This is a genomic window from Enterococcus sp. AMC1086, from assembly GCF_058216575.1.
On record NZ_CM177100.1, the window covers coordinates 2458424 to 2480854 of the forward strand.

21 protein-coding genes are annotated in these 22431 nt (G+C 35.9%); 7 read left to right on the forward strand and 14 right to left on the reverse strand.

What is annotated here, in order from left to right; translation table 11 throughout:
• Positions 1–75 precede the first annotated feature (75 nt).
• Positions 76–1056, forward strand: coding sequence for a polyprenyl synthetase family protein (locus AC4BC4_RS11575; protein ID WP_438756941.1), 981 nt, complete (start codon positions 76–78; stop codon positions 1054–1056).
• Positions 1057–1259: 203 nt separating this feature from the next.
• Here the strand turns inward: AC4BC4_RS11575 and cydC are convergent, their stop codons facing one another.
• The 8 genes from cydC to AC4BC4_RS11615 all read right to left on the reverse strand — a co-directional run bounded on the left by cydC (position 1260) and on the right by AC4BC4_RS11615 (position 11138).
• Positions 1260–3020, reverse strand: a complete 1761-nt coding sequence (gene cydC / locus AC4BC4_RS11580; protein ID WP_490475793.1) for a thiol reductant ABC exporter subunit CydC — start codon at positions 3018–3020, stop codon at positions 1260–1262.
• On the reverse strand, positions 3020–4750 hold the full coding sequence (cydD, locus tag AC4BC4_RS11585) for a thiol reductant ABC exporter subunit CydD (RefSeq protein ID WP_490475794.1): 1731 nt from the start codon (positions 4748–4750) through the stop codon (positions 3020–3022). The genes cydC and cydD overlap by 1 nt, the downstream gene beginning before the upstream one ends.
• On the reverse strand, positions 4747–5772 hold the full coding sequence (gene cydB / locus AC4BC4_RS11590) for a cytochrome d ubiquinol oxidase subunit II (RefSeq protein WP_438756944.1): 1026 nt from the start codon (positions 5770–5772) through the stop codon (positions 4747–4749). Before cydB ends, cydD begins: the two co-directional genes overlap by 4 nt.
• The gene (locus tag AC4BC4_RS11595; protein WP_438756945.1) at positions 5769–7187 is read right to left on the reverse strand and encodes a cytochrome ubiquinol oxidase subunit I; all 1419 of its coding nucleotides are present in this window, start codon (positions 7185–7187) and stop codon (positions 5769–5771) included. The genes cydB and AC4BC4_RS11595 overlap by 4 nt, the downstream gene beginning before the upstream one ends.
• A 412-nt stretch (positions 7188–7599) precedes the next feature.
• Entirely contained in the window at positions 7600–8046 is a 447-nt protein-coding gene (locus AC4BC4_RS11600) for a hypothetical protein (protein WP_490475795.1), read from the reverse strand.
• Between the two features lie 82 nt (positions 8047–8128).
• The gene (locus AC4BC4_RS11605) at positions 8129–8428 is read right to left on the reverse strand and encodes a nucleoside triphosphate pyrophosphohydrolase family protein (RefSeq protein WP_438756947.1); all 300 of its coding nucleotides are present in this window, start codon (positions 8426–8428) and stop codon (positions 8129–8131) included.
• A gap of 7 nt (positions 8429–8435) precedes the next feature.
• The gene (locus AC4BC4_RS11610; RefSeq protein WP_490475796.1) at positions 8436–8930 is read right to left on the reverse strand and encodes a nucleoside deaminase; all 495 of its coding nucleotides are present in this window, start codon (positions 8928–8930) and stop codon (positions 8436–8438) included.
• 126 nt (positions 8931–9056) lie between these two features.
• Positions 9057–11138 carry a DNA topoisomerase III gene (locus AC4BC4_RS11615; RefSeq protein ID WP_490477376.1) on the reverse strand — a complete coding sequence of 694 codons (2082 nt, stop codon included), beginning with the start codon at positions 11136–11138 and terminating at the stop codon, positions 9057–9059.
• A gap of 186 nt (positions 11139–11324) precedes the next feature.
• Here AC4BC4_RS11615 and AC4BC4_RS11620 point away from each other — a divergent pair, with 186 nt between their 5' ends.
• Complete coding sequence (locus AC4BC4_RS11620; protein ID WP_490475797.1) at positions 11325–12038, forward strand: DsbA family oxidoreductase; 714 nt, start codon at positions 11325–11327, stop codon at positions 12036–12038.
• Positions 12039–12126: 88 nt separating this feature from the next.
• Here AC4BC4_RS11620 and AC4BC4_RS11625 read toward each other — a convergent pair whose 3' ends face one another.
• Positions 12127–12492 (reverse strand): DUF1033 family protein, encoded by a 366-nt coding sequence (locus tag AC4BC4_RS11625; RefSeq protein ID WP_438756951.1) that lies wholly within the window; start codon positions 12490–12492, stop codon positions 12127–12129.
• A 166-nt stretch (positions 12493–12658) separates the two neighbouring features.
• On the opposite strand from AC4BC4_RS11625, the gene AC4BC4_RS11630 reads away from it, so the two are divergent.
• A complete protein-coding gene (locus AC4BC4_RS11630) occupies positions 12659–13114 on the forward strand; it encodes a hypothetical protein (protein ID WP_490475798.1) in 456 nt (151 codons plus the stop codon).
• 150 nt (positions 13115–13264) lie between these two features.
• On the opposite strand, the gene mnmA is transcribed toward AC4BC4_RS11630, so the two are convergent.
• The 5 genes from mnmA to AC4BC4_RS11655 all read right to left on the reverse strand — a co-directional run bounded on the left by mnmA (position 13265) and on the right by AC4BC4_RS11655 (position 18246).
• Positions 13265–14389 (reverse strand): tRNA 2-thiouridine(34) synthase MnmA, encoded by a 1125-nt coding sequence (gene mnmA, locus AC4BC4_RS11635; RefSeq protein ID WP_490475799.1) that lies wholly within the window; start codon positions 14387–14389, stop codon positions 13265–13267.
• A gap of 211 nt (positions 14390–14600) precedes the next feature.
• Positions 14601–14942 (reverse strand): DUF1831 domain-containing protein, encoded by a 342-nt coding sequence (locus tag AC4BC4_RS11640; protein WP_438756954.1) that lies wholly within the window; start codon positions 14940–14942, stop codon positions 14601–14603.
• Between the two features lie 82 nt (positions 14943–15024).
• On the reverse strand, positions 15025–16170 hold the full coding sequence (locus AC4BC4_RS11645) for a cysteine desulfurase family protein (protein ID WP_490475800.1): 1146 nt from the start codon (positions 16168–16170) through the stop codon (positions 15025–15027).
• Positions 16171–16254: 84 nt separating this feature from the next.
• Positions 16255–17151 (reverse strand): EamA family transporter RarD, encoded by an 897-nt coding sequence (gene rarD / locus AC4BC4_RS11650; protein ID WP_490475801.1) that lies wholly within the window; start codon positions 17149–17151, stop codon positions 16255–16257.
• Between the two features lie 129 nt (positions 17152–17280).
• Complete coding sequence (locus AC4BC4_RS11655; RefSeq protein ID WP_438756957.1) at positions 17281–18246, reverse strand: ribose-phosphate diphosphokinase; 966 nt, start codon at positions 18244–18246, stop codon at positions 17281–17283.
• A 242-nt stretch (positions 18247–18488) separates the two neighbouring features.
• On the opposite strand from AC4BC4_RS11655, the gene AC4BC4_RS11660 reads away from it, so the two are divergent.
• From AC4BC4_RS11660 to efaA, 4 genes are all read left to right on the forward strand, one after another.
• On the forward strand, positions 18489–19685 hold the full coding sequence (locus AC4BC4_RS11660; RefSeq protein ID WP_438756958.1) for a serine hydrolase domain-containing protein: 1197 nt from the start codon (positions 18489–18491) through the stop codon (positions 19683–19685).
• A gap of 192 nt (positions 19686–19877) precedes the next feature.
• A complete protein-coding gene (locus AC4BC4_RS11665) occupies positions 19878–20633 on the forward strand; it encodes a metal ABC transporter ATP-binding protein (protein ID WP_438756959.1) in 756 nt (251 codons plus the stop codon).
• Complete coding sequence (locus AC4BC4_RS11670) at positions 20630–21487, forward strand: metal ABC transporter permease (RefSeq protein WP_438756960.1); 858 nt, start codon at positions 20630–20632, stop codon at positions 21485–21487. Before AC4BC4_RS11665 ends, AC4BC4_RS11670 begins: the two co-directional genes overlap by 4 nt.
• Positions 21484–22413: an Mn/Fe ABC transporter substrate-binding lipoprotein EfaA gene (gene efaA / locus AC4BC4_RS11675; protein WP_490475802.1), complete on the forward strand. Its 930-nt coding sequence runs from the start codon at positions 21484–21486 to the stop codon at positions 22411–22413. The genes AC4BC4_RS11670 and efaA overlap by 4 nt, the downstream gene beginning before the upstream one ends.
• Positions 22414–22431 lie beyond the last annotated feature (18 nt).

Consider the following 22431-nt stretch of genomic DNA (forward strand, 5'->3'; position numbering starts at 1 on the left):
AATAATTTGCTTGTATTTCTTTACCAACATCGTATACAATCAATAGTATTGAACTACTGAAAGGACTATTGCGTTATGAATGATTTTTGGAAAGAATTTCCTATTATCCAACAACAATTAAATGAAACGTGTGAATTGATCAAACAACAAGTTAAAATAAGAAACAAAGAAATTGAAGCTGCTTTAATTGAATTAACAACTTCCGGCGGTAAATTACTACGCCCAGCTTTCTTCTTCTTATTTGCTCAAATCGGTGACGAAAAAAAACAAGATTCCAACCAATTAATCAAAATCGCCGCATCAATCGAAATCCTGCACATGGCAACATTGATCCACGATGATATCATTGATGACTCTCCACTACGTAGAGGCGTCGTTACCATTCAATCCCGCTATGGTAAAGATATCGCTGTTTACACTGGTGACTTATTGTTTACAGAATTTTTCGCGTTACTTGCTGATACAATGAATGGGTCTGATTTTCTACATACAAACGCTTCTGCAATGAAAAGACTGCTACTTGGTGAATTAGATCAAATGCATATGCGTTACAAAAAAGATATGACTGTTTCTGATTACCTACGTAGTGTCAATGGAAAAACTGCTGAATTATTTTCCCTAAGCTGTCTGGAGGGAGCTCATTTTGGCCATGCTTGTGCAGAAGTACAACGTCTGGCCAAACGAATTGGCCGCAATATCGGGATCGCCTTTCAAGTGTATGACGATATTTTGGATTATACAGCAGATATCAATACCCTAAAAAAACCTGTCTTAGAAGATCTAGCACAAGGCGTTTACACGCTGCCATTGATCTTTGCCATGCAAAAAGCACCGGAACGTGTAAATGTTTATCTCCAAAAAGGTTCCTCTATCACGGCAGAAGAAGCGATTGAAGCTTCCCAACTCGTTCATGAACTAAATGGTGTCAATGATGCAAAATGCTTTGCAAAACACGTTACTGAGAAGGCCATGACGGATATCGAAAAACTACCTGATTGTTTAGGAAAAGAACAATTAACTTTACTAACACAATTATTGCTGCAACGATCGTTTTAATAAACGATTCCGGCTTTAAAAGTGTGAAGTTGGGACAAAAGTGTTCAACTCCGAAAAATAAGAAGGGATTCACAAAAATTGTGCTTCAAATTTTTGTGAATGCCAACTTATTTAAAAAAGCTCAAACGGTTATTCGGATTCCTTAAGGCTAGGCTATAACTCTACGAGTTATGTCCTAGCCTTATCTTTTTTTCGTCAAATTATCAACGTTTGTTCATGCCTCGATCAATTGCATATAGCTGCTGATAATGAGAATTTCCTGCTAATAATTCTTGTGGTGAACCACTCATTTCCAATTGACCATCCTCAATAAAAATGACACGATCCATCATATGAACCCCTTGTAAGTGATGGGTGATCCAAATAATGGTTTTGTCTTTTAAGGCATCAAAAAATGTATCTAATAATTGTTGTTCTGTAATTGGATCAAGTCCAGTCGTTGGTTCATCCAGTAATACAACAGGGGTATCCTGCAGTAAAATACGAGCTAATGCCAACCGATGCCGCTCACCACCAGAAAAACGCAAACCTGCTTCATCCACCATAGTTAGTAAACCTTCAGGTAAGCTTTCGATCATCTCTTTTAAGCCCACTTTATCCAATACTTGCCAAACGTCTTCTTCTGACGCTTCTTCACGACCGATTCTGACATTATTTAAAATTGTTGTTCTAAAGAGATAAGGTGCTTGGTGGATCACACCAATTGATTTCGTGATTTGATCCCCAAACTCAGCTGTACGAATGCCACCTAAGGTAATCGATCCTTTATTAGGTTCTAAATCCCCACGAATCAACGTTGCTAAGGTACTTTTACCTGATCCACTGCGTCCTAAAATCGCTAGCTTTTCCTTGGGATGGATCGTCAGATTCAGGTCTTTTAGAACGAATTTAGCTGTTCCTTCGTAAGCAAAAGAGACATCATTGATGTTGATTTGTGTCTCTGTGATCGTTAGATCTTTTGGCACAACTTTTACTTCTTCTGGTTCAGGTAAATCATTCAAGCGTTTGATTGAATCTTTATAAATATTTGTCTCTTGTGCTGCATCAGGCAGCGGTGCAAAAGCATCAATCAACGGAAAAACGGTCAAGGTAAAAGCTGCGATCCAGTTAGCAGCACCTCCATGATTTCCTGGGAAACGAATGCTGGTCCAAGCTAAGATTGCGACCGTGATCACACCAAAAGCAACTTGTAAAACAAAATCCCGAATACGATTAAATCGTTTGATTTGTTCGTCTAATTGGCGTAACTTCGCTTCTTCTTTTTCATAAGAATGAACAAATTCCTGTCCACGTTGGCTAAATACCCAATCAGACACACCTAAAATATTATCAGTCAATGTTTTATACAATTCATTTTTAGAGACTTTTTGTTTCTCTTGTCTGGCTCCATTCACTAAAACTGAAATCAAAGGCAGTAGAAAAATCACTACACCTAACATCAGCAACATGCATAAACCAAACCACCATGAAAACAAACCGAGCCCAATGATAATAAAAATATATAACAACCAAGCAATCACAGTGGGAAAAATAGTCCGTAAATACAAGTTTTGTAAATGGTTGATATCCTCTGATAACAAACCTAAAATATCCCCGGTTTGGTATTTTGATTTAAAGAAAATTGCATCTTTCTCTAAAACCATATACAGCTTCAAACGCAAGTCAGACGTCATTTTCAAAACCCAATTATGACTAACTAAACGCTCGATATAACGGAAAACAGGACGACTGATCCCAAAGGCACGTGTTAAGACAATGGGAATATAGATCATTAAAATATTTTCTGGTAGTGACGCTGCTCGGCTAATTAAATAACCAGAATTAAACATCAAGGCTCCTGCACTAAAAAAGGTTAAAAAGCCTAAAATCAACGCTAAGTACAATAACCCTTTATACTTTTTCAAGAATGGTTTGACCCATTGATCTTTTTCGTACAATTCTTTATTTGTTGGGGTATTTTCCATTATTCTGTCCCCCTCATTTGATTGACTAAATTCACATAGTAACCATTTTTCTCGGTCAATTCAGCTAATGTTCCAGCTTCAACCAATTGTCCTTTATCCATCACTAGAATATAATCCATTTCTGCCATCCAATGCAGTCTATGTGTGGCAAAAAAGACAAGATGATCTTGCATCAACGGCAACATTCTTTCTTTTAATTCTACTTCTGTTTCGATATCTAAGTGAGCAGTTGGTTCATCAAATAGTAGAATTCGACGTCCTTTGTCTAAAAAGGCTCTAGCAAGCGCCACACGCTGTGCTTGACCACCGCTTAACATTCTCCCACTTTCACCAATCACGGTGTTTAAATCGTCTGAAAGTTCTCCTAAAAGCGTTTCTAACCCGACTAATTGAACAGCAGCTAAAACTTGTTCATCTGTCGCATCTGGCGTATAGAAACGGATATTGTTCGCTAACGTATCTTGGAAAATATAAGGTGACTGAGGAATGTAAAGAACTTGTTTCTGCCATTCTTTTTGAAGAAAATGCGGAATTGTCTGTCCATCAACTTCGATATTGGTTATCTCAACATTTGGTTCTAAAAATCCACTTAATACATTGATCAACGTAGATTTACCAGAACCACTTGCACCAATAACTCCAATTTTTTGATACCCTTTTGCTAAAAAATTTACGTCCTTTAATGCTGGTTGTGTTGCTTCTTCATATTGAAAAGTCAATTGTTCAACAGACAATGCGCTCAATGCGGTCCAATCTTCTAAAACCAGACGATCCGTTTCAGTCATTTCTGGTAAATCCAATACAGCTTGAATTGCCTGGAATGAATTTTTTCCGTCTAATGTCGCATGATAATCACTGGCAAAATCACGAACTGGTAAAAAGAATTCTGGCGCTAAAATCAACGTCGTCAAAGCTGGAAACAATAAAATCCCACCATCTAATAAATTTAAGCCTAAAAACACTGCCACAACTGCTACAGACAATGTTGTAAAAAAGTCTAAAGCAAACGTTGACAAAATTGCAATTTTTAGCGTACTCATTGTCGCTTCTCTAAATCGTTCACTCGTATTATAAATGCTGCCTGCATATTTTTTGCTTAATCCAAACAACTTCAATGTGTCTAATCCGCGTAATGAGTCGATAAAGTGATTAGATAAAATCTGAAACGCTTTGTATTGTTTATCTGCTTTACTTTGTGCTGCATAGCCTAAAATAATCATAAAAATAATGATCATCGGAAATACAACCAGTAAAACAATACCTGATCGAATATCCAAGGTAAAAACAAAAATCAAAATGATCCATGGAATGATCATCATATTCATGATTTTCATCAAGATCAAATGAAGATAATTTTCAGCTTGACTGATTCCTTCGAGTGCCATTGTGATCATATTTCCAGTGCCATTTTTTTGAACCACTGTTGGTCCTAACAGAAAAACCTTTTGCAACAACGCTTCTCTTAATTCACGAGAACGATCATAACTAAATGTATCTAACATTTTCTCACGAAGAAATGTCACCACATGTCTGCCAGTATAAAACAAAAAGAACACCAAAATATTCAACAGCTGGTCCTTTAAATGACCACCTTCCCATAACCCAACAACGGCTTTAGATAAATAAAATGCTTGTCCTATAATAAATACTGCTTGCAGGAGAGAAAAACCTGCAAGCAAGATCATAATATTTTTGATTTTCGGCATTTTTAAGATGGCTTTATCGATCATCCTTCATACCCCACAGCAGCAATTGCTGGATGTTTGATACGTTTTCTAAAGACATAATAAGACCAACCTGTATAAGCTAATACAAATGGTAAAATCGTTAATGATAACCATGTCATTGTTTTAAGGGTATAAGGTGAACTTGACGCATCTTTAATTAAGATATCATAAAACCCTTCACTACCGACCATCACACGTGGGAATAGACCACTAAATAATAAAGCAACTAAAAGAATCAAGGTTAAGCCACTAGCAAGAAAAGCAACCATTTCTTTTTTCTTAAAGACACTAACATTTGCAATAACAGTCATCACAACAATTCCCAAGACAAGTACTAACGTCAATAAGAAATTATTATCGAAAAAGTCTGTTTTAAAGTATAACAATACTGCAAATACAACTAATCCAACATATAAAATCCAATACAATAATGATGCATAGTTACGTGCACGTTCTCTCACTGGACCTTCCGTTTTAAGTGTAATGTAGTTCAACCCATGTAAATAGCACAATAATGACAATGCAACACCACCGACAACAGAAAATACATTGATATAATCTGTAAATGAGGCCATCATATTACCGTCAACATCAAGTGGCATTCCTTGAACTAAATCAATGAATAAAACCCCAAAGAAAAACGGTACGATAAAACTACCGATCGATAATGTCCAATTCCACATTCTGCGACGTTTGCCATCTGGCATACGGTGACGGAATTCAAATGACACACCACGAATGATCAACCCAACTAAAATGATAAACAAAATCAAGTAAAATCCGCTAAACAATGAAGCATACCAGTATGGGAAAGAAGCAAACATTGCCCCACCTGCTGTTAATAGCCATACTTCATTACCATCCCAAACCGGTCCAATCGTTTGGATGATCTGTTCTTTTTCTTCTTCATCGTGCGCTAATGTTTGGACCGACATTCCCACGCCAAAGTCAAAACCTTCTAAAAAGAAGAAGCCTGAGAATAAAATACCAATCAGCACAAACCAAAGTAATTGTAACGTACTCATTCGCCAAAGACCTCCTTATCAAATGGATCTACATCAGTAGAGTTTGCCTCTGCTAATTTCTTTTCTTCGTAATCTGGTCCTTTTTTAAGTTCTACCGTGATCAAGTACACCATTACTGAACCAAGACCTGCAAAAAGAATAAAGTAAATAATGTTTGATGTTAATAGTGAAGCCACTGATACGTTTGGCGAAACACTATCTTCGATCGTAAATAAACCATATACGGTCCAAGGATAACGACCAAGTTCCGTGATCAACCAACCTGTTGTATTTGCCAAGAATGGTGCGAACGTACATAATGCCACGATCCAAACCATCCAACGTTTTTCATAAAGTGAAGGTTTTTTCTTACGACTAAAGAATAACCCTAATGCTGAAACTAAAAGCATCAATGCGCCAAATCCAGCCATGACTCTAAAGCTCCAGAATAATGTATTTACTGGCGGATAATAATTTTTATCATCTCCATATTCTTCTTTCAACCGTTCATTCACAGTGTCCATTCCATCAACAGAACCAGATAAACTATTATAAGAAAGAATACTTAGCATATAAGGGATTTGAATCCCAAATACTTGTTTATGTTGGGCTTCGTCTGCCCAAGCAATCAATGTCCAAGCAGCTGGATCACCTGAATCTTCGTAATCGCCTTCCATTGCTGCAAATTTCATTGGTTGATCATTGATCAATGCTTTCATTTGTAAGTCACCTGTAAATAAAACAGAGAGTGAACCAAATAAGGCAATCCATAAACCAATGCGCATAGATGTTTTGTGGAAATTCACATCACGTTTTTTCAAGATTTGGAACGCTGCCAAACCAGCAACGATCATTCCGCCCATCACAATTGCACCAGATAGAACGTGCGTAAACTCATACCAAACTTTCGGATTCCCAATTACGGCCCCAAAATCGATCAACTCTGCACGGCCATTATTTAATGTGTACCCAACTGGATGTTGCATAAAGCTATTTGCCGCTAAAATCCAGAAAGCTGACATCATTGAACCCACTACAACCAACCAAATAAATGTTAAATGCAGTTTAGGATTTACTTTATCCCAAGTAAAGATCCATAAACCTAAGAACGTTGATTCTAAAAAGAATGCAAGTAACGCTTCGATCGCTAGTGGAGCCCCAAAAATATCTCCAACAAAACGAGAATAATCTGACCAGTTCATCCCAAACTGAAATTCTTGAATAATTCCTGTTACGACTCCGACTGCAAAACTCAATAGAAAAATATTTCCCCAAAACTTCGCCATTTTGCGATAACGTTCATCTTTTTTTACAATATACATCGTTTCCATGACTGCAACTACAAGTGCTAATCCTATTGAAAACGGTACGAAAAAGTAATGAAAGACTGTCGTCATTGCAAATTGGAATCTTGCTAATGTTACAATATCAAACATCAATAATCCCCCTTGTTTTTTTCTGTTTCCACAAAAAGAAAGAAGCTAATTTTATTCAAAATAATTATTCACTTACACAGTTGGTTGGGACTGTCAAAATGAATCAAAACGAAGAATAAAATAAACCTACATTCATTATGTGTGTGTGGAAACTCTTTTTATTAAATTTAGAATGATTCCAATTTAGAGTATACTCCTTTTATTGCAAAATACAAATGTTTCTGTGCATTTTTCATTAAAATTTTCCTTTGTTCTTGCAGAAAAATAAGAAAAGTGGGTTCAAATGATGGAATATGAAAAAAAACACTTCGAATGAAATGCTTTTCTTCATTGTAAAAATTTTGTTTAGGTCATAACGAAACGGCTAATTTTTTTCAAAAATGATCTATTTTTAGATCAGATGATTCCTATCTCAAACTCCGAAAGTCACAATTTCCCAGGAATTCCCAAAGTGTCCTTTCTTTAATAACCACATCCAATTCGTATAATTAGAGCCTGGCGTAAAACCAGAATTTTGATTCTTTTCTAATCCAACATCGAAATCAGAGTACAATACAATAAAGTCATTTTTGTCCGCATTTTTTACATTTTTAATTTCTTGATTCTCTTTAAAATAATTTTTGATTTCCCTATTCGATTTTTCTTCATCATAATATAGTCTGGTCATCTCACAATGAACAAAACCTTTAAATTCTTTCCTCACACGAGCAACAGCTGTGTTAATTTCGCTCTCCTTAAAATTTCGTGATTCTCCAATAGTGATGACTACATTTTCAGTTTTCCCTTTTTTGCCACTTATTGAAATACTATAACCAATCACAAGAGTCAACAATAGAAAAATCCATATTTTTTTTGCCATCTACTTCACCTCAATAGCACTCTAAATATGATTGTTGTTTAAGTTCTATCCTTATTATCATTTTTGGTTAAAAATTTATCCTTTATTCTAACAGCCCTTTTTCTGCAGAATAGTCCATATATTTATAAACTTTCTCAATTTTGTCTTGCTTCACTTGCTTTATTTTCTCTTGCGTAAATCCTGAAATGATCCCTTGCTTGTGCAATTCTTCGATCATCGCCGTTAATTGATAAAATTCAGTCAACAGTTGTTCTTCATTCGTTTCATCTGCTCTGGATGGATGATGATCGTCAAAGCCAAATCTGATTGCTTTTGACAATGCTTGCTGGATTTCTGCACATTCTTCCATCGCAACTAAGGCTAGATATTCATTTTTTTGCATCTTTTGACTACTCCTTTTCCTCTCGTTCTGTTTGAAAGTAATCGACATAAACTGGAACTGCCTCTTCTTTTAATACGCCTTTAGCAACTTCAGGTCTATTCGGGCTTTTAGAAAAAATTTCTTCACTTCCAATCATGATATTAAAACCGGCGATCGCGGCTAATTCATCGTGTGATAAACTGAAAACCATTCTGCCTAAACTACTCCAAACCATCGCACCTGCACACATACAGCAAGGTTCACAACTTGTATAAAGTGTGTATTCAGATAAATCAGTTATTTTTTGGCTAGAACAAAAATCGCGGATGATCCCTAATTCGGCATGATAGGTTGGATCACTTTCAGTATGAATCTGATTTTCTCCAGTCAAAACAACTTTATTGTCTTTTACGAGTAATGCACCAAATGGTTCGTTCCCATGTTTTGAAGCAGCTTGGGCTAGTTCTAGTGCTTGTTTCATGAATTTCGTATCTAATTTGTCTTGCTCGGTATTTAGTATCATATTTTATACACTCTTTTCTGATTGTTATTTTGTCTAAATTATAACATGAAATCAAGCGGTTTCATGCTATAATTTTAAAACCACCAATCCTCACTGCTTCTGAGAATTGATGGTTTTGTTTAAAAATCAATCTTGTTTCATTGCTGCTTTCAATGCTTGTGCCAACGCACTTTCTTCTGGTTCTTCTTTTTGCGAGTACTTTTTCATCAACTTACGTTCTTCATGTTTTGTAAGCTTCTTGTTGCGTTCTTTTTTATCCTGCATTTTTTCTGTGATTGAGCAGTATTTACATTTGAAATAAGCGCCATTTTTCCCATCAATGATTTCCATTTTACGATGACATTGTGAACAACGATGGTTGGACACTTTCGGGTCTTTTCTGCGGCGATAGCTACAATCTTGATTGGAACACACGTAGATTTTTCCGTCTTTAGTATTTTTCTCACGTAAGTTTGAGCCGCATTCCGGGCATTTCTTTTGTGTGATTGAAAAATCTTGGTATTTGCTTTCGCTTTGTTTGATCTCGTTGACTAATTTTTTTGTATCTTGTTCGATTTCTTTTAGGAAAGCAGTACTACTCTGTTTGCCTTTGGCGATTGCTTCCAGAGTTTTTTCCCATTTTTCTGTTAGCTCAGGTGTTACTAAAGATGGGTTGACTAGTTCAAGCAACTGCTTGCCTTTAGGCGAAACATTCAGCCCGTTGGTATTACGTTCCATCAACTCTGACTTGATCAATTTTTCAATGATTTCTGCACGAGTGGCTGGTGTACCTAGGCTGTGTTTTTCCATCAAACCAAGCAACGTTCCTTCGGTCAATGGTTTTGGTGGTGCAGTCAGTTCTTTATTGATAGTGAAATTCGGTGGAATCACCATCCCTAATTTCCAGTCGACAGATGGGATAACATCTTCTTTTTCTTGTTTCCAGCCGGCAACTTCAACTTTGCTTTGACGGAAGATAAATTGCTCTTTGCCAAAGTTCACTGTTACTTTTGTTTGTTTTGTCCGATGGGCTTCAGCAAACATTCCTAGAAAACGAGTGACGATCATATTATAGATTTTTTGTTCATCTCCACTTAACTTCTCATAACGCGGACGTTGTTCAGTTGGGATCAACGCATGGTGATCTGTTACTTTTTCGTTTTGGAATACTTTGGTCAACTTGACTTGACCGCCCTCTTTGATATACGTTTTGACTTCTGGTGCAAAATCACTCACCGCTTGCAAACGTTCTTTCATCGTTGCTTTCATATCTGTGGTTAAATATTTGCTATCCGTTCTTGGATAGGTCACGATTTTATGAAATTCATAAAGACTTTGAACCAGAGAGAGGGTTTTCTTCGCTGAAAATTGATAGCGCTGATTGGCTTCTCTTTGGATTTCAGTTAAATCATAAGGCAAAGGAGCTTGTTCTGTTTTACTTTTTTCTTGTATATCTGTTACTTTACCTTTACCTTCGCTTAATTTTTTCACAAACGCTTCAACATCGTTACGTTCTTTAAACGCATATGGGTTATTTTGGACTAGTTTAGCTTTTTCTTTTTGAACTTGTAACTCTACTGAGAAATACGTTTGCGGTCTAAAGCCTTCGATTTTCTTTTCTTGTTGACGGACTAAAGATAATGTTGGCGTTTGTACACGTCCAGCAGATAAACTATCTTGATATTTCACTGTTAATGCTCTTGTGACATTCAATCCGACTAACCAGTCTGCTTTGGCGCGAGCTAATGCAGAATAATAGAGGTTATCATATTCTTTCGCTGGTCTTAATTTTTTAAATCCATCTTTGATCGCTTTATCTGTTTGAGAAGAGATCCATAAGCGTTTGACTGGTTTATTGAAATGTACATATTCTAAGATCCAGCGAGCAACAAGTTCTCCCTCACGTCCTGCATCTGTTGCAATAACTGCCTCGGTGACATCTTTGCGGTTCGCCAATTGTTTGATTGCCTTTAATTGATGCCCCGTTTTTGGTAAAGGTTTGATCCCTAAATTTTTAGGCACCATTGGTAAAGTTTCCATTTGCCAAGATTGCCATTCTTTATTGATATCTTCTGGCATTTTTAAACCTAAAAGATGTCCTAATGCCCATGTCACGATCACATTTGGACCTTCATAATAACTTTTATTTTTTTGATTTGCGCCTAGTACTTTACTTAAATCTTTGGCAACACTAGGTTTTTCAGCAATAATTAGTTGTTTATTTGCCACTTTATTCACTCACTTTCTCAATTCCCTATGCAAATTGAATCAATCTCTAAAAGGTCAATAGGTTAATTTTACCACACTCTGCTTATTCTTTTCGCCTCTTATTAAGCATTTTAATTGAAATGTAAATAGAAGAATTCTATACTTACTAATTGTAAGCACTAAAATAATGATTTTTAAGGAGAAACTATGATCACAATTGAATTTTTTCACGATGTTATCTGCAGTTTTTGTTTTCCCATGTCGTATAGAATGAGACAAGTCCAAAAACAAATGCCGGAAATAAAAATTATTCATCGCTCTTTTGCTTTAGCTAAAGATAACGAAGACCATGAGCAAATGTTTGGTTCAAGAGAAAATGCCAAAAACGAAATTTTATCCCACTGGGTCCACGCTAATCAAAATGACGATCTTCATCGTTTTAATATTGAAGGAATGAGAGAAGCTAATTTTCTTTTTCCAACTTCTATGAATGGTTTACTTGCTGCCAAAGCTGCAGGCGTCGTAGCAGGTGAAGCTGGTTATTGGATGATCTTTGATGCGTTGCAAACAGGGTTGTTTGTAGATAGTCAAAATATTGATGACCTCGCTGTGATCGAAGCGATTGTTAAAGAGAGTTCGATCGATTTTGATAAATGGCAACAAGCTTTGATTGATCCAGCTACTTTAACATTAGTTGAAGATGACTTTCGTTTGGCAAATGCGTATCAGCTTACGGGTGTCCCAGCACTGATCATTAACGGGAAGTACCTAATAAACGGTGCCCAACCAATGGATCAAATCATCCAAGCAATTCAAACAATCAAAGAAAAAGAAATGACGACTCTTGAAGTGCTTGAAACTAGTGATTCGGAAAATAGCTCATGCAAGATGGAAGATGGAAAATGGGTCTGTAAGGATTAAATTGCAGCTCTATTTATATTGTTAGACAAGTAAAAGTCAAGGAAACAATACACGTATACGTGAACTTGTTTTCTTGACTTTTACTTATCTAGACCAAACTTGATTTACAACATTTCGGCTTGGCACAATCATTATGGCGCTCATGAAAATCGTCGCCGCTTTCAAACGTTACCGCCTGTAAATCTTTCAATAAAGCTAATCCTTTATATTGTTGCAGATCCTCATCACACTCTTCACACCAGCGTTCATCTCCAGCATTCCAGAAGGCTGCTAAATAATTCACTTTTGTATTTATGTATTCATATGTTGAAGAGAGTTCTTGCCATTTTTCTATGTAGTAACGCTCTGCATCTTCTAGACAATCAAATGATTTATTTTCTTCGATATCTTCTTGCCAGTCTTCAAAAAACCACCAAGGTTCATTGTCTCCATATATTGTAACAACTTGATACATTGATCTATCACTCCAATTCTTTATACAATAGCTATTTTAGTCACTTAGTACAAAACTTTCAACTTAAGTGCTTGTGAAATCTTTTTTTGTTTTAACAAACATTATTTTGATTCTACAATGAAATGTATTAGTACGAAAGAATAAACCTCGTTTTTTCTTTATTTGATTGCCAATAGAAATAGCATTTGCTAAAATATGGAAAGAACAGAAAGGAACATTTCTTATGATGAAAAAACCTGCATTTTGGAACTCTTTTGGAATTTATTTGCTTCTATACAATAATATCTTAATTATTATCGCTTTAATCATGACTTTAAAAGCAGTAGTTGAAGGTCATAGTTCTTTCACTTCTGAAATTTGGTATCAACTTTTGATCTTTCTTGTCTACATAATTGTCATTGCAGGACTATTATCTGGAGGAAAAAAAGGGTATCTTCTCACTATTCTTTTTATTCCATTTATTTTTTTGCAATATTTTTATCCACCGATTATGGTCAGTCTTTTTCCAAAATCAATTATGTTGGCTTTTCGCATAATTGAATTAGGTTCAGCTAGTTACTTAATTTGTGCTTCTGAATCAAGGGCTTACTTAAGAAATTATAATAAAAATAACGACCATTAAACTATCGATCGAATCGAAGGAACGTTTTTTTTACCAGCATAAAAACTCAAACAACCATATAGCTGTTGAATGATTAGTCCAACAGTTATATAGTTGTTTTTTTTCACGAATACTCGTTACCAAACTTAGCGTTATTCTGCTTCATAAAAATCAAATATATTGTAATACTTTTTCTTCTTGATAGGCTTGATCGATCAAGCCACCACCAAGACATTCCATGCTATCATAAAAAACAACTGCTTGTCCTGGAGTGATAGCGCGAACTGGCTCAGAAAAAATGACTTTAGCAGTCGTTCCGTCACCAGTCAACACAACTTTGACTGGTATGTCGTCTTGACGATAACGGAATTTTGCGCTGCATTCAAATTCTCTCGGCATTTCTGTGTCTACTGTGAAATGAATCTCGCTGGCATCTAAGTGTGTCGCATATAATTGTTCATGGTGAAAACCTTGGCCAACGTATAATGTATTAGTCGCTAAATCTTTACCGATCACAAACCAAGGTTCTTGCGAGCCTTTGCCACCACCGATGCCTAAGCCTTGGCGTTGACCAATCGTATAATACATCAAACCGTCATGCTGCCCTTTGATTTCACCGTCTAAAGTGACCATATTTCCTTTGTTTGCAGGTAAATAGGTACTCAAAAATTGTTTGAAGTTTTTTTCTCCAATAAAACAAATTCCTGTTGAATCTTTTTTCTTCGCTGTGGCTAAATCAGCTCGTTCAGCAATTTCTCGAACAACAGATTTTTCCATACCGCCTAAAGGAAACATCGTTTTTGCTAATTGGGCTTGAGATAATTGACTCAAGAAATAGGTTTGATCTTTATTATTATCCACACCACGCAACATGCGCACAGTGCCGTCTTCTTTTCGTTCGACTTGAGCATAATGCCCTGTAGCTACATAATCTGCTCCTAGTTGCATTGCGTACTCTAGAAAGGCCTTGAATTTGATTTCTTTATTGCACATCACATCAGGATTTGGTGTCCGTCCTAAGCGATATTCTTTAAGGAAATATTCAAATACACGATCCCAATATTCCTTTTCAAAGTTGACTGAATAATAAGGAATACCGATTTGGTCAGCAACTTTTGCTACATCTTTGTAGTCTTCGGTGGCAGTACATACACCATTTTCATCCGTGTCATCCCAATTTTTCATAAAGATACCCACGACATCATAGCCTTGCTCTTTTAAAAGCAACGCCGTAACAGAAGAGTCTACACCTCCACTCATGCCAACAACGACACGAGTTTTGCTGTTATCTGTCATTTGATCACCATCATTTCAATTTAGATTCTGAACTCATCTACGATTTGAAGGTCGTAACTTTTCAGTGATACTTATTATACTAGTATTTTATAAGAAGTAAAGATATTAAGGGCGATCAACTTGCTTCTTAGTATAATTTTCTTTGTTTTGTATGCTGGACTATAAAAAAAATAAGACTCAATCTTTTTCGATCTTGTCTTATTTCCAAAATTTAAGCTTTTTCCAAAACGCCTCGACTGATCATACCATCCATCAAGAAATAAAACTTCTCTTGACTCATTGCGTGAGATTCGTTTTTGAAAATATTCATCGCTTTCAAACCATTCGCTGTCGTTACTGACATTTTTAGTGTTTTCAAATCTTCAGCGATCGTGATTTTTAATTTAAAGCCTTCTTTACTTTGTGGTGTCCCATCCAATGGACGGATCAATTGAAAGTTTCCAGAATTTGTTTCTGTGAAGCCATTGTCTTTCAATGTGTATTTTTTGGCTTGCTCATTTACTTTATAAAATACTGTACAGCCTTCTACTGTTGCTTTTTCTTTAAATGCCATTTTTCCACCTCTTCATTCATTGTCTCTTTTATTATAGATGGTATGCTTTCTTTTTACTAGCTCTAATCCTAATTTTCTTGAATTAGTGCTTAATTTTTTTGATCGTTTCGATTAATATTGCTGTAAATTGTTGAATCTGTTTTTCATCATTGCCAAAACCAAAGCTAATGCGCACAGATTCTTTGATGGCTGAGTGATTTTTGCCGTACATTGCTTCTAAGACATGAGAAGGTTCTACTGTTCCAGCGGTACAAGCTGAACCCGTTGATATCGCAACACCTTTTAAATCTAAATGCATCAGTAATAAGTCACTGGAGACACCTGAAAAGTGTACATTTAAAATATGTGCTAGCTTTTTTTTAGGATCGCCATTAATTTGGTAAGCAATCTGGGCTTTGTCTAGTTCGGTCAAAATAATTCTCTCAAAATCAGTATATTTTTCATGGCGGTATTCTTTTTCGTCGTCAGTCAAAAGTTCAACTGCTTTACCCATTCCTGCAATACCAGCTAAATTTTCAGTTCCTGCCCGACGTTTTTCTTCTTGTTCTCCACCATGTAAAAAAGAAGGTAGCGAAATCTGATCATTTTTAAACAAGAAACCGACACCTTTTGGTCCGTTGATTTTATGAGCAGAAATACTTAGTAAATCAATACCCAAGTCATGCGGTAAAATTTTTTGTGAACCATATGCTTGTACAGCATCTGTATGAAAAACTGCTGGATGTGCCTGTAACAATGCTCCGATTTCTTTGATTGGCATTAAATTGCCAATTTCATTATTACCATACATCACAGAAACCAATGTCGTATCTTCCCTTAATGCTTTCTCCACATCTCTAACTGAAAGGTTTCCCTTCTTATCCACAGGTAAATAGGTGACCTCAAAGCCCAAACTTTCCAGATACTTCATTGTCTCTAAAACAGCTGGATGTTCAATCGCAGTCGTAATCAGATGCATTCCTTGTTCTTTTCTAGAAAGTGCCGTTTCAATGATTGCTGTATTATCCCCTTCTGTCCCACCGCTGTTAAAGATAATTTCATGTGTCTTCACGCCAAGACTGGCAGCGATCACCTGACGTATATCTTCTAATTTGCGATGTGCCTGTCTGCCAAAGGTATGGATACTAGACGGATTACCAAATGTATTGGCTAATTCACTGGCCATTATCTCAATAACTGACGGATGTACTGGTGTTGTTGCTGCATGATCTAAATAAATGGGTTCCACTGAACTCGTCCTTTCTAAAACAGTTTTAATGAGATTAGTTTAACATAACCAAAAAGGTTCCTCAAAGATTGATTCTTATGCTATTTAATTGGCAAATCGTTTTTCTTTACGATAGGTATAAATATTACCATACGTAAAAATTGCAATACCAATCCAAATAAAACCAAAGGCGATAAATTGTTCTGAGGAATAAGGTTCGTGGTATAAAAATAGTGCAGATATCAACATTAACGTTGGTCCAACATATTGAATAAAGCCTAGAATAATATAAGGGATCTGTTTTGCTGCTTGCGCAAAAAGTAATAACGGAATCGCTGTAACAATACCTGCGCCCATCAATAATAGATTAGCTGATACTTCGTAATGCATAAATCCTTGTCGCGAAAAGAATATAAGATAAATCAAGGCAACCGGCAAAATGACAAACGTCTCAATCGTCAAACCAGTATAGGAGCTTACCGTAACACCTTTTTTTATCAATCCATAAAAACTAAATGTAACAGCCATAATCAGCGGTGCATAAGGAATCTCTCCTGTTTGGATCGTTAATAATAAAACTCCTGTTAAGGCTGATCCACAAGCAATCATACCAGAACGACTCAATTTTTCCTTCAAGATCAACGTTGCTAACAAAACATTGACAAGAGGATTCATATAATAACCCAAACTAGCTTGGGTCACATGTCCTTGACTGACCGTGTAAATAAACGTAAACCAATTGACTGAAATTAAAATAGCCGCACAAATAATCGCAACTAATTTTTTCTTATCTTGTAAAACAGTTTTGACCTCAGTCAAAAACAATGACCATTTTTTCATGACTAAAATAAAGATGATCATAAAGACAAAAGACCAAACAATTCGATAACACAAAATATCCAGCGGATCGACCATAGGTAACAACTTCCAGTAAATTGGAATGATCCCCCAAAAAACATACGCAACAAATCCTAATAAAACACCCTTTTTCTGTTCTTTCACATGTATAACTCCATTCTTTTATTCATACTCGTTTTCTTGACTATTTTTTATTTGACCGACATAAATACTAAAAGGAGGTTCAGTCTAAAACAATAACTGAACCTCCTTCTTAATTTAAACAGAACGTTATTATTTCTCTTCTAAACGAAACAATGGGCTCATTGGTGTGTTTTCATGAATTCGTTTGACAGCTTCACCCATCAGTTCAGCACAAGAAACAATGCTCAAAGCTTTTGGTTTACGCTCTTCAGAAATGAAGACAGAGTCAGTCACACAAATTTGTTCGATCGGTGATGCATCTAGCGTCTCTTTTGCCCCTTTAGATAGTAGGCCGTGAGAGGCACAAGCATAAATACTTTTTGCACCATTTTCTTTTAAAATAGCTGCCGCAGTCGCCATCGTACTGCCAGAATTTAAAATGTCATCGACTAAAATACACGTCTTATCTTTAACCTCTCCGATCACATAACCTGAGCGTACACCGTCTACTTCATCTTGATCGATGATCGCTAATGTTGCATCTAAATACTCAGACAAACTTCTAGCACGTTGTACACCACTATTTTTAGGGGAAACCACAACGATGTCTTCTCCTGTCAACTGCTGCTGGCGATAATTGTGCGCGAATAATGGCATTGTGAACAGATTATCTACTGGAATATCAAAGAAACCTTGTACTTGAACGGTATGTAAATCTAACGTCAACACACGTGTAGCTCCTGCTTCTTCTAATAAATTTGCAACTAATTTTGCAGTAATCGGTTCTCTTGGTTTAGCTGTCCGATCTTGTCTAGCATATCCATAATATGGTAAAACGACATTAATTGTTTTAGCACTTGCTCGCTTTAACGCATCAATCATGATCAATAATTCCATTAAATTATCATTGACTGGCAGGTTGGTCGATTGAACAAGAAAAACATGGTCCCCACGAATACTCTCTTCGATATTGATCTGAATCTCTCCGTCACTAAATTGGCGCACCGTACTTTTTCCCAGTTCAGTCCCGACAACTTCAGCAATTCTTTCAGCTAAAGGGCGATTGGCATTCAAACTAAAGATTCGTAATGTTTTATCCTTGTATTTTTGGGTCATGATTTCCTCCGTGGTCTAGATATTTTCTATTTTTATCGTTAAAAACTTCAAATTCTATTCTAACATTGATTCCTAAAAAAATCATGAATCTTTTTCTTTCTTGTGACAAAAATTTGAAAATATAACGACTTTTGAGCGAAGAAAATTCGTACTTACAAAACTGTTCGTTAAATCCGCTACAATCATATTGTTTTTTTGCGCTGTATAGGTAAAATATATACTAGTCAGAGGAGGTTTTACGTATGCATCATAAGAAACACCATAAAAAAAGCAATCCTTTTATTCCTGCATTCATTCTCTTCATCTTAATCATTTTAATTGGAATTGAAGTCTATCTTTTATTTTTTCAACATCATCCTGAATCTGATATTAAGAGAAATTCAAGTGAGACGATTGCGAAAACAACAGAATCTACTCTCCCTTCTACTCAAAACATACAGCAAATTGAAAATAAAGACATTCAGCCTACTTCTGATTTTGCTAAAGAATTAAATCAAAAACTAGAGGATATTCAGTTTGTTGGTACAGCTTTAATTATTCACAACGGACAGATTATTTTGAAAAAAGGGTTTGGCTATGCTAATTTTTCTGAAAGCCGACTAAATAATTCTCAATCTACCTTTCAAATTGGTTCAATCCAAAAAGCGTTTACCGCGGCTCTTATTTCGCAACAAATTCAAGCTAAGAAGCTTTCGTTAGATGATACACTAGACCAGTTTTATCCAACTGTTCCAGATAGCAAAAAAATAACAATTCGTCAATTACTCTCAATGACATCTGGATTGCAACAAAAAATCAAACCCACGATCATGATGTCTGATGAAGACTTTGTTCAATTTGCCATTTCTAATGCAACCATGAGCGATTATGGTAAATATAGGTATGAAGCAGTCAATTATTCAATCTTAGTTGGCATTCTAGAGCAGTTGACAGGAGTTTCTTACCGTACATTATTTACACGAACATTTATTCACGAACTCAAGTTATCGCATACTTGTTTCTATAATGACTTTGTAAAATCAACAAATAGAACTTATGCCTATGAAAAATCCAACAATAAAAATGTTGCCTCTGAAATCAAAGATAATAATTTAACCTTCGATCAAGAAGTTGGGACCGGAAATGTTGGTATGACCGTTGATGACCTTTATTCATTTTATTCAGATTTATTTGAAGGAAAAATTATTGATCAACAAACCATCAATGAACTTTGGACTCCAGAAACTGAAGCAAAATACATGGGTGGTCTTTACAACTTTTCAACTTATATTAAGGGTCACGGAAATGAAGCAGGCTTTGAATCAAATTCAATGATTTCCAAAGATCGAAAAAATGCTGTAATTTTATTATCAAATCAATATCCTAAAAACAAATCACATTCAGAAGTGGTAAGTTCGATTTTCAATTTACTTGGCCCATATCAAAGCAAACCATATTAAGTAGGAATGGGTTGGGACAAAGGCGTTGCTTTTGCTCCCAACGTTTATTCGGATTCCTTAAGGCTAGGACATAACTCGTAAAGTTATGCCCTAGCCTTCTCTTTATTTTTAGGCTTACCTAAAAAAAGATTGATTTCAATTTAATTTTGTCATATACTCATTTTAAGGCAAACCTAAAAAGGAGGTTTTTTTATGTCTATAAATAATAATAACATTACAATCGAGCATTTAACTGTTAGTTATCAAGGCCAAAAAGCCTTAGTCAATATTTCTTTACAAGTTTCTGCTGGAAAAATCACTGGAATCATCGGTCCGAATGGTGCAGGAAAATCTACTTTTCTAAAAGGAATGCTAGGGTTGCTTAAGGTAGACTCTAGAACGGTATTTATAGGAGATCAACCTCTTAATACTCAAAAGAAAAGAATCGCTTACGTCGAACAACGTAGCGCATTAGATCTGTCTTTTCCTATCAATGTTTTGGAGGTCGTTCTTCTAGGGACTTATCCAAAACTCGGTATCATGAAACGTCCTGGAAAGAAAGAAAAAGAAGAAGCTTTAGCCGCTCTAAAAACAGTTCAACTAGAAGAATTTGCTAAGCGTCAAATTGGTGAATTATCAGGTGGACAATTACAGCGAGTATTCATCGCTCGGGTCCTTGCACAAAAAGCAGATATCATCGTCTTGGATGAACCTTTTGTGGGAATCGATATGACAAGTGAGAGAGTTATCATGGATATTCTTAAACAATTAAAAGAAGCTGGCAAAACAATTTTGATCGTTCATCATGATCTTCATAAAGTCACTCATTATTTTGACGAAGTGATTATTTTGAAGAAAAAACTGATTGCAAATGGTCCTGTCGCAACAACGTTTACTAACAAAAATATTCAATTGGCCTATGGAGACACAATGGGCGATATTATTATCAAAGGAGTGGCTGACACATGATTGCGAATTTTATTGATGGTTTGGTTCGTTACCAATTTTTACAAAATGCTTTGATCACTTCGATCATTGTTGGGTTGGTTTCAGGAATCATTGGTTCATTTATTGTTTTACGAGGAATGTCCTTGATGGGGGATGCGATTTCACATGCAGTACTGCCAGGAGTTGCCGCTTCTTATATGTTTGGTGTCAATTATATCTTTGGCGCATCGATTTTCGGAATTCTGGCTGCTTTATTGATCGGATTTATTACACAAAAAAGTCAATTAAAAAATGATACGGCGATCGGTGTGGTTTTCAGTTCATTTTTCGCTTTAGGAATCATTATGATTTCTTTCGCAAAAAGTTCAACTGACCTTTATCATATTCTTTTCGGAAATGTTTTAGCTGTTCGAGATTCTGATATTTTGATTACTGCAGTCGTTGGAATCATTGTATTGCTCTTTGTGGGAATCTTTTACAAGGAATTGCAAATCACCTCTTTTGACCCAACTATGGCACAAGCTTATGGTCTAAATGTTCAATTTTTCCATTATGCATTAATGTTTTTGCTAACGTTAGTGGCTGTTTCATCTTTACAAACAGTCGGAACGATTTTAGTGATCGCTATGTTGATTACTCCGGCTGCGACTGCTTATCTATTGACGAATCACTTACCGACAATGATCGCTTTAGCCTCTCTCTTTGGGATATCTAGTTCAATCATCGGTTTATTCTTTAGCTATTCGTATAACCTGGCATCAGGCGCTACGATCGTTTTGACTGCCGCAGCATTTTTCATTTTAGCCTTTTTATTCTCACCTAAAAAAGGACTATTTTTTGTCAATAAACAGAAAACGGAGGAACCAACTTTATGAGAAAAAAAATACTAATTATCACCGCTTTAGCTAGTTTATTTTTATTAGCAGCTTGTCAATCTAAGTCTACAGATACCTCAGACAAAGAAAAGATCAATGTTGTTGCTACTAATTCGATTCTTGCAGATATGATCGATAATGTAGGGAAAGATTTAGTCAATCTGCACAGTATCGTCCCTGTCGGAACAGATCCCCATGAATATGAACCACTGCCAGAAGATGTTGCCAAAGCATCAGAAGCAGATGTTTTATTCTTCAATGGACTAAACTTAGAAACAGGCGGCAACGGTTGGTTCAACAAGCTGATGGAAACAGCAAATAAAAAGGAAGATCAAGACTTTTTCTCCGTAAGTAAAAAAGTCGAACCTATGTACTTAACCAGCGCTGGACAAGAAGACGAACAAGATCCACATGCTTGGTTAGATATTCAAAACGGCATTTCTTATGTCGACTCAATCAGAGATACCTTAAGTGAAAAAGATCCCAAAAATAAAGCGACTTATGAAAAAAATGCCAAAGAATACACTGAAAAGCTTGCCACTTTGGATAAAGAAGCGAAAGAAAAATTTGCAGATATTCCAGAAAATAAAAAACTACTGGTCACAAGCGAAGGCGCCTTTAAATATTTCTCTAAAGCCTATGGATTAACAGCTGCCTATATTTGGGAAATCAACACAGAAAGTCAAGGAACACCTGATCAAATGAAACAAATCATCGATCAAATCCATGAAACTAAAGTTCCTGCTTTATTTGTTGAAACAAGTGTAGACAAACGTAGTATGGAGCGTGTGTCAAAAGAAACGAATCTACCGATTTACAGTACGATTTTCACTGATTCCATTGCGAAAAAAGGAGAAGATGGCGATAGTTATTATGCCATGATGAAGTGGAATTTAGATAAAATCCATGATGGCTTAATGAAATAAAAAATTGCTTCTAACATT